Origin of the sequence: Mycobacterium sp., from assembly GCF_035603715.1 — a bacterium.
GTDB lineage: Bacteria > Actinomycetota > Actinomycetes > Mycobacteriales > Mycobacteriaceae > Mycobacterium.
This window is the reverse complement of the sequence record NZ_DATNJW010000257.1, coordinates 22,365-28,364: the sequence shown is the minus strand read 5'-3', so window position 1 is coordinate 28,364 and position 6,000 is coordinate 22,365. Positions and strand designations below refer to the sequence as shown.

Here is a 6,000-nt window from a genome sequence, read left to right as displayed (position 1 = left end):
TGTCGGTTTCCAACTTCGTGACGCCGGCATGGTTCGACCCGCTCTCCGATCACGCGACCGCGCAGTACGACAAGTTGGGCAAGCTCAAAGCTCCATTCAGCATTCTCAAGGGCGGCTATGTCGTCTACGAGGCCGCCGGGGCCGAGCATCAGCAGTACGGCGACAACTTCCCGGCCTGGCGCAAAAAGATGAAGTCCGGCAAGCTGGCCCGCACCCAATACCGACTCGAGCAAACTAAAGTGCTATTCGCAGCAACCGCTTAGTTACCGCGGCGCCGCAATAACTCAAAAGTGGGTGTCGCGCTACCGGCCCCCGCGTCGACGCTTAATGTCATCGCAGTTCAAGAAAGTGCGATATGACACGACGCGTGCGAACCTACAGCCGGTACCGGGATGGGTTGGCGCTCGCAATTGTGGTCGCTGTTGCGGTTGGTGTCGGCTGGCTCTACCTGCGCGATGAAGCACGGCAACAACCCGAGCCCGGACCGTCGCGGACGGCGACGCCGAGCTACGACATCGCCCGCGGTCAGATGGAGGCGCTGCCCGTCCACGGCTGGGACCGGGTCAGCGACTTCCAGCGCTTCCGGTTCGGTGAGGCGTGGAGTGACGACGTCAACGTCGAGTTCGGTCACAACGGCTGCAACACCCGCGACGACATCCTGCGCCGCGACCTGGCCGATCTGCAGGTGCGGCCCGGCACCTGCTTCGCGCAAAGCGGCGTGTTGCACGACCCGTACACCGGGGCGACCATCGACTTCGTCCGCGGACCAGACAGCTCCTCGGCCGTGCAGATCGACCACGTGGTTGCGCTGGCCGACGCCTGGTACAAGGGCGCACGGTTGTGGGACGACCAGCGCCGGCGTGACTTCGCCAACGACCCCCGCAATTTGTTGGCCGTGGCCGGTCAGGTCAACTTCGACAAGGCTTTTCGTGATGCCGCGTCGTGGTTGCCGCCGAATGCGGCGTTCCGGTGTGCGTTCGTCGCCCGCCAGGTCGAGGTGAAGACCGACTACCAGCTGTGGGTGTCGGGCAAAGAGAAAGACGCGATGCGCGACGTGCTGCGGGACTGCTAAGCGGTGAGTTCGACCAGGCCGTGCCCAGGGGTCAGGGCATGCGTCATCGGCACGTCGTGCGGCTCGTGCGGCACCTCGTCCAGCAGCTCGTCGTCGCGGACCACGGCGATCAGGGGCGCGTCGGGATTCCGGAGGACCAGCGTGCGGTCGTAGAAACCTCGGCCCCGGCCCAGCCTGGCGCCGGTGCGGTCGACGGCCAGCGCCGGAACAAACAGCACGCTCGCCTCGGCCAGGGTGGTCGCCGGTAACCACGGCCCCGCGGGTTCGAGCAGGCCGAACCTCGCCGTCGCCAGCTGTCCGGGCTGGTATTCACCCCACAGCAGTGCCATCGCGGAGCCGTCGCCGGTGGTACGGGTGACGGGCAGCAGCACCCGGTCGGCTTGCCGCAACAGCACATCCAGCATCTCGATGGATCCCGGCTCGGCCCCGACCGGGACGTAGGCGCATACCGTGCGGCCGCCGTTGATCGTCAAGGCATCGATATGGGCAGCCAACGATCGGGCCTCCTGCGCGTGGACGTCGTCGGAAATCGAACGACGGGCTGCTAGCAGCCGTTCTCGCAATGCGGGCTTGCCCACGGTCGGCACAAGGTCAACGATATGGTTTCAACGATGTCCCGCTTACAGGTTTCGGTTCCCCGCACGGCGATCGTGCCCGCGGCCGGTTTGGGCACCCGTTTTCTGCCTGCGACCAAGACCGTGCCCAAGGAACTGCTGCCCGTCGTCGACACTCCCGGCATCGAGCTGGTGGCGGCCGAAGCCGCCGAGGCCGGCGCCGAACGGCTGGTCATCATCACCTCCGAAGGCAAGGACGGCGTCGTCGCGCACTTCGTCGAAGACTTGGTGCTCGAAGGCACGCTCGAGGCGCGGGGCAAGGAGGCCATGCTGGCCAAGGTCCGTCGCGCACCGGCGCTGATCAAAGTCGAGTCGGTGGTGCAGGCCGAGCCGCTCGGCCTCGGGCACGCGATCAGCTGCGTGGAGCCGGTGCTGGAGGCCGACGAAGACGCGGTCTCGGTCCTGCTGCCCGACGACCTGGTGCTGCCGACCGGCGTGCTGGAGACGATGTCGAAGGTACGCGCGGAGTTCGGTGGCACGGTGTTGTGCGCGATCGAGGTGACGCCCGAAGAGATAAGCGCCTACGGCGTTTTCGACGTCGAGCCGGTGCCCGGAGCCGACACAGACGTGCTGAAGGTCAACGGCATGGTGGAAAAGCCGAACCAGGCGGACGCGCCGTCGTTGTACGCGGCGGCCGGCCGTTACGTCCTGGACCGCGCCATCTTCGACGCGCTGCATCGCATTCAGCGGGGAGTCGGCGGCGAAATGCAGCTCACCGACGCGATCGCATTGCTGATCAAAGAGGGACACCCGGTGCACGTCGTGGTTCACCGCGGCTCCCGACACGACTTGGGAAATCCCGGCGGCTACCTGAAGGCTGCGGTTGACTTTGCCTTGGACCGTGACGACTACGGGCCAGAACTGCGGCGGTGGCTGGTGACTCGCTTGGGTCTGGCCGAACGCTAGCGGTTAGTCGTCACTTTCCGGCCCGGCCAGCGTCGGCCTGGTGTTGACGCGGGTGACGGCAGAAAGGCGCGCTGTGCGTTCGGTGGAGGAGCAACAAGCCCGGGTAACGGCCGCCGCGGTGGCGCCGAGGCCGGTGCGGGTCGCGATCGCCGAAGCGCAAGGCCTGTTGTGTGCCGAAGAAGTCGTCACCGAGCACCCGCTCCCCGGATTCGACCAGGCCGCTATCGATGGCTACGCGGTTCGCAGTGTCGACGTGCTCGGCGTCGGGCAGGGCGATCCGTCCGAAGACCAAGGCGACGATCAGGCCGACGACGAGCTGCGGTCGGTGAGCGCGACCGAGGGATCCTCGCCGAGCGGCGGGGTGACGCTGCCGGTGATGGGCACTGTCCAGGCCGGCGCGCGGACGCCAAGCAGGCTGCAGCCGGGGCAGGCCGCGCGCGTGCAGACCGGGGCGCCGCTGCCGACGCTGGCCGACGCGGTGTTGCCGTTGCGCTGGACTGACGGCGGGCAGTCGAGGGTACGGGTGCTGCGCGGGGTGCGGTCCGGTGCCTATGTGCGACGCACCGGTGACGACGTGCAGCCCGGCGACGTTGCCGTGCGGGCCGGGACGATCATCGGCGCCGCCCAGGTCGGGCTGTTGGCGGCGGTGGGCCGCGACCGGGTGCTGGTGCATCCGCGCCCGCGGGTATCGGTGCTCGCGGTGGGCGGCGAGCTGGTCGACATCTCGCGCACGCCCGGCAACGGACAGGTCTACGACGTCAACTCCTACGCGTTGGCGGCCGCCGCGCGCGACGCGGGCGCGGAGGTGAACCGGGTCGGCATCGTCAGCAGCGACCCGCGAGAACTCGGCGAAGTCGTTGAGGGACAGGTCAATCGGGCCGAGATCGTAGTGATCGCCGGCGCGGTCGGCGGCGCGGCGGCCGAGGCCGTGCGGTCGGTGCTCGCCAAGCTCGGCGAAATGGAAGTCACCCGCGTCGCCATGCATCCCGGCTCCGTGCAGGGCTTCGGGCAGTTGGGCCGCGACGGTGTGCCGACTTTTCTGCTGCCCGCCAACCCGGTCAGCGCGCTGGTGGTGTTCGAAGTGATGGTCCGGCCGCTGATCCGGTTGTCCTTGGGGAAGCGACAGCCGATGCGCCGGGTCGTGCAGGCTCGCACGCTGTCGCCGATCACCTCGATCGCCGGCCGCAAAGGGTTCCTGCGCGGACAGTTGATGCGCGATCAGGACACCGGCGAGTATCTGGTGCAGGCGTTGGGTGGGGCGCCGGGCGCCTCGTCGCACCTGCTGGCGACGCTGGCTGAGGCGAACTGTCTGGTCATGATTCCGCGCGATGCAGAGCAGATCCGCACCGGCGAGGTGGTCGAAGTCGCGTTTCTCGCTCAGCGCGGCTGAAAGGCCTGGTGGCATCGGCTCGTGAACCTGTTCAGCTCCAGCTCCCAGCACCCCGGCTGGCCGACTTCGGTCGGACCGTTGCGGGTCGCCGCCGGCACGATCCGGCTGCGCCCGGTGCGCCTGCGCGACGCCTCGAAATGGAGTCGCGCGAGGCTGGCTGATCGGCAGCATCTGGAGCCGTGGGAACCCAGTACCGAAGCTGATTGGACTGCGCGACACTCGGTTTCGACGTGGCCGGCGGTGTGCTCGAGCTTGCGCGCGGAGGCGCGCAATGGCCGGATGCTGCCGTATGTGATCGAGCTGAACGGCGAGTTCTGCGGGCAGCTGACGGTCGGGAACGTCACGCATGGCGCGTTGCGCTCGGCCTGGATCGGCTACTGGGTCTCCAGTTCGGTGACCGGCGGCGGCGTCGCCACCGGAGCCTTGGCGCTGGGTCTAGATCACTGCTTCGGCCCGGTCAGGTTGCATCGCGTGGAAGCCACCGTCCGGCCGGAGAATGCGGCCAGTCGGGCAGTGCTGGCAAAGGTCGGGTTTCGCGAGGAGGGGTTGCTGCGCCGCTACCTCCAGGTTGACGGCGGCTGGCGCGATCACCTCCTGGTCGGCCTGACGGTCGAGGAGGTCTACGGGACGGTGACGTCGGCCCTGGTGCGCGACGGGCACGCCGGCTGGGCGTAGTCCCAGTAGTCCGACCGAATTGCGCGGCGTGTCGTGTTACCAACGTGACTTTTGTGACTAATGATGCTTGTCAGAGGTAAATTACAGATGTGTAATTGATCTGAGCGTGCCTCGGCCGGTAGCGCCGGCCACCGGTTAAGTCTTGCGGGAAAGGAGCGGGTCGCTATGCCAAGCATCCCGCAGTCGTTGTTGTGGATATCGCTCGTAGTGCTCTGGCTGTTCGTGCTGGTCCCCATGCTGGTCAGCAAGCGCGACGCAGTGCGGCGCACCAGCGACGTGGCGTTGGCGACCCGCGTCCTCAACAGCGCCAGGGCCGCCCGGCTGATCAAGCGCGGTGGCCCGGCGGCAGGTCATCGCAGCGACCCCGACTGGCAACCCGAGGAAGACGAATACGACGACGACCTTGACGACGTCGACGACGAGACCGAGGACGCCTCGCCGTCGCGTGTCGTGACGGTTTCAGCGGCTGCGGTCGAGGAGACAGCTCCCGACCATCTCGACTTCGATGCGGTCGACCCCGACCCCGAAGTGTTGCCGGTGAGCGCAAGCGCTGAAGTCCACGAAGAGACCGTGGCGGAAACGGACACCGAGGTCAATCTCGAAGTCGAGTACGACGACGAGGGCGAAGCGTTCGATGACGACGCCGATCAGTACGAATACATCGACGACACGTCAGGCATATCGATCGGCGCGGAGCCGCTGAGGACCGCCACTCCGGCGTTCGACCGGCGGTATCGCTATGACGCGGACAAGGCCGCCGCGGCCGCCGCCCGCAAATACGCCGCTCGCAAGCGGGTACTGATGGTCATGGCGCTGACATTGGTCCTCTCGGCGGCGACGGCCTTCCTGCTGACGTCCACGGCGTGGTGGTTCGTCGGCACCGTGTCCGCGGCGACCGTGCTCTACCTGGGCTACCTGCGCAGGCAGACCCGGATCGAGGAGCGGGTGCAACGCCGCCGGATGCAGCGGATGGCACGCTCGCAGCTCGGTGTGGAGAACACCTACGACCGCGAATACGACGTTGTCCCGTCCCGGTTGCGACGGCCCGGCGCCGTGGTGCTGGAGATCGACGACGAAGACCCGATCTTCGAGCATCTCGACTACGCGCCCTACGCCGACCAGCGTTACGACTGGGACAGGGTCTTGCCGCGCGCGGTGGGCCAGTAGCAGTTCGGCGAGGCAAGCCGCGACTGGTAGCCTGATCTACCGGTCAGGGGCTATAGCGCAGTTGGTAGCGCGTCTCGTTCGCATCGAGAAGGTCAGGGGTTCGATTCCCCTTAGCTCCACAGAGTTTGAACAGGTCAGGGCGTTTTTTGGCCCGTTAACGACGTGCCGCCGTCCGC

General features: G+C 67.3%; 7 protein-coding genes and 1 tRNA gene. 7 read left to right on the top strand and 1 reads right to left on the bottom strand.

What is annotated here, in order from left to right; translation table 11 throughout:
- Together VN856_RS11020 and VN856_RS11015 are read left to right on the top strand one after the other, a co-directional pair.
- The coding region (locus VN856_RS11020) for a hypothetical protein (protein WP_325688878.1) at window positions 1-263 on the top strand (263 nt) is incomplete at its 5' end.
- Window positions 264-367: 104 nt separating this feature from the next.
- Entirely contained in the window at window positions 368-1,072 is a 705-nt protein-coding gene (locus VN856_RS11015) for an HNH endonuclease family protein (protein WP_325688876.1), read from the top strand.
- On the opposite strand, the gene VN856_RS11010 is transcribed toward VN856_RS11015, so the two are convergent.
- Window positions 1,069-1,659 carry a 5-formyltetrahydrofolate cyclo-ligase gene (locus VN856_RS11010; protein ID WP_325688874.1) on the bottom strand — a complete coding sequence of 197 codons (591 nt, stop codon included), beginning with the start codon at window positions 1,657-1,659 and terminating at the stop codon, window positions 1,069-1,071. The two genes, VN856_RS11015 and VN856_RS11010, sit on opposite strands and share 4 nt — an antisense overlap.
- A 24-nt stretch (window positions 1,660-1,683) precedes the next feature.
- On the opposite strand from VN856_RS11010, the gene VN856_RS11005 reads away from it, so the two are divergent.
- The 5 genes from VN856_RS11005 (at window position 1,684) to VN856_RS10985 (ending at window position 5,943) form a co-directional block, all read left to right on the top strand.
- Window positions 1,684-2,592, top strand: a complete 909-nt coding sequence (locus VN856_RS11005) for a UTP--glucose-1-phosphate uridylyltransferase (protein WP_325688872.1) — start codon at window positions 1,684-1,686, stop codon at window positions 2,590-2,592.
- 73 nt (window positions 2,593-2,665) lie between these two features.
- On the top strand, window positions 2,666-3,982 hold the full coding sequence (gene glp / locus VN856_RS11000) for a gephyrin-like molybdotransferase Glp (RefSeq protein ID WP_325688870.1): 1,317 nt from the start codon (window positions 2,666-2,668) through the stop codon (window positions 3,980-3,982).
- A 21-nt stretch (window positions 3,983-4,003) separates the two neighbouring features.
- On the top strand, window positions 4,004-4,657 hold the full coding sequence (locus VN856_RS10995) for a GNAT family protein (RefSeq protein ID WP_325688868.1): 654 nt from the start codon (window positions 4,004-4,006) through the stop codon (window positions 4,655-4,657).
- A 165-nt stretch (window positions 4,658-4,822) separates the two neighbouring features.
- A complete protein-coding gene (glpR, locus tag VN856_RS10990) occupies window positions 4,823-5,824 on the top strand; it encodes a gephyrin-like molybdotransferase receptor GlpR (protein WP_325688866.1) in 1,002 nt (333 codons plus the stop codon).
- Window positions 5,825-5,870: 46 nt separating this feature from the next.
- Window positions 5,871-5,943 (top strand) — tRNA-Ala (locus tag VN856_RS10985).
- The last annotated feature ends 57 nt before the right edge of the window (window positions 5,944-6,000 follow it).

Excerpts from the sequence above, each read along its gene's own strand:
- VN856_RS11005 (WP_325688872.1), top strand. The coding sequence starts at position 1,684 with ATGTCCCGCTTACAGGTTTCGGTTCCCCGCACGGCGATCGTGCCCGCG.
- glpR (WP_325688866.1), top strand. The coding sequence starts at position 4,823 with ATGCCAAGCATCCCGCAGTCGTTGTTGTGGATATCGCTCGTAGTGCTC.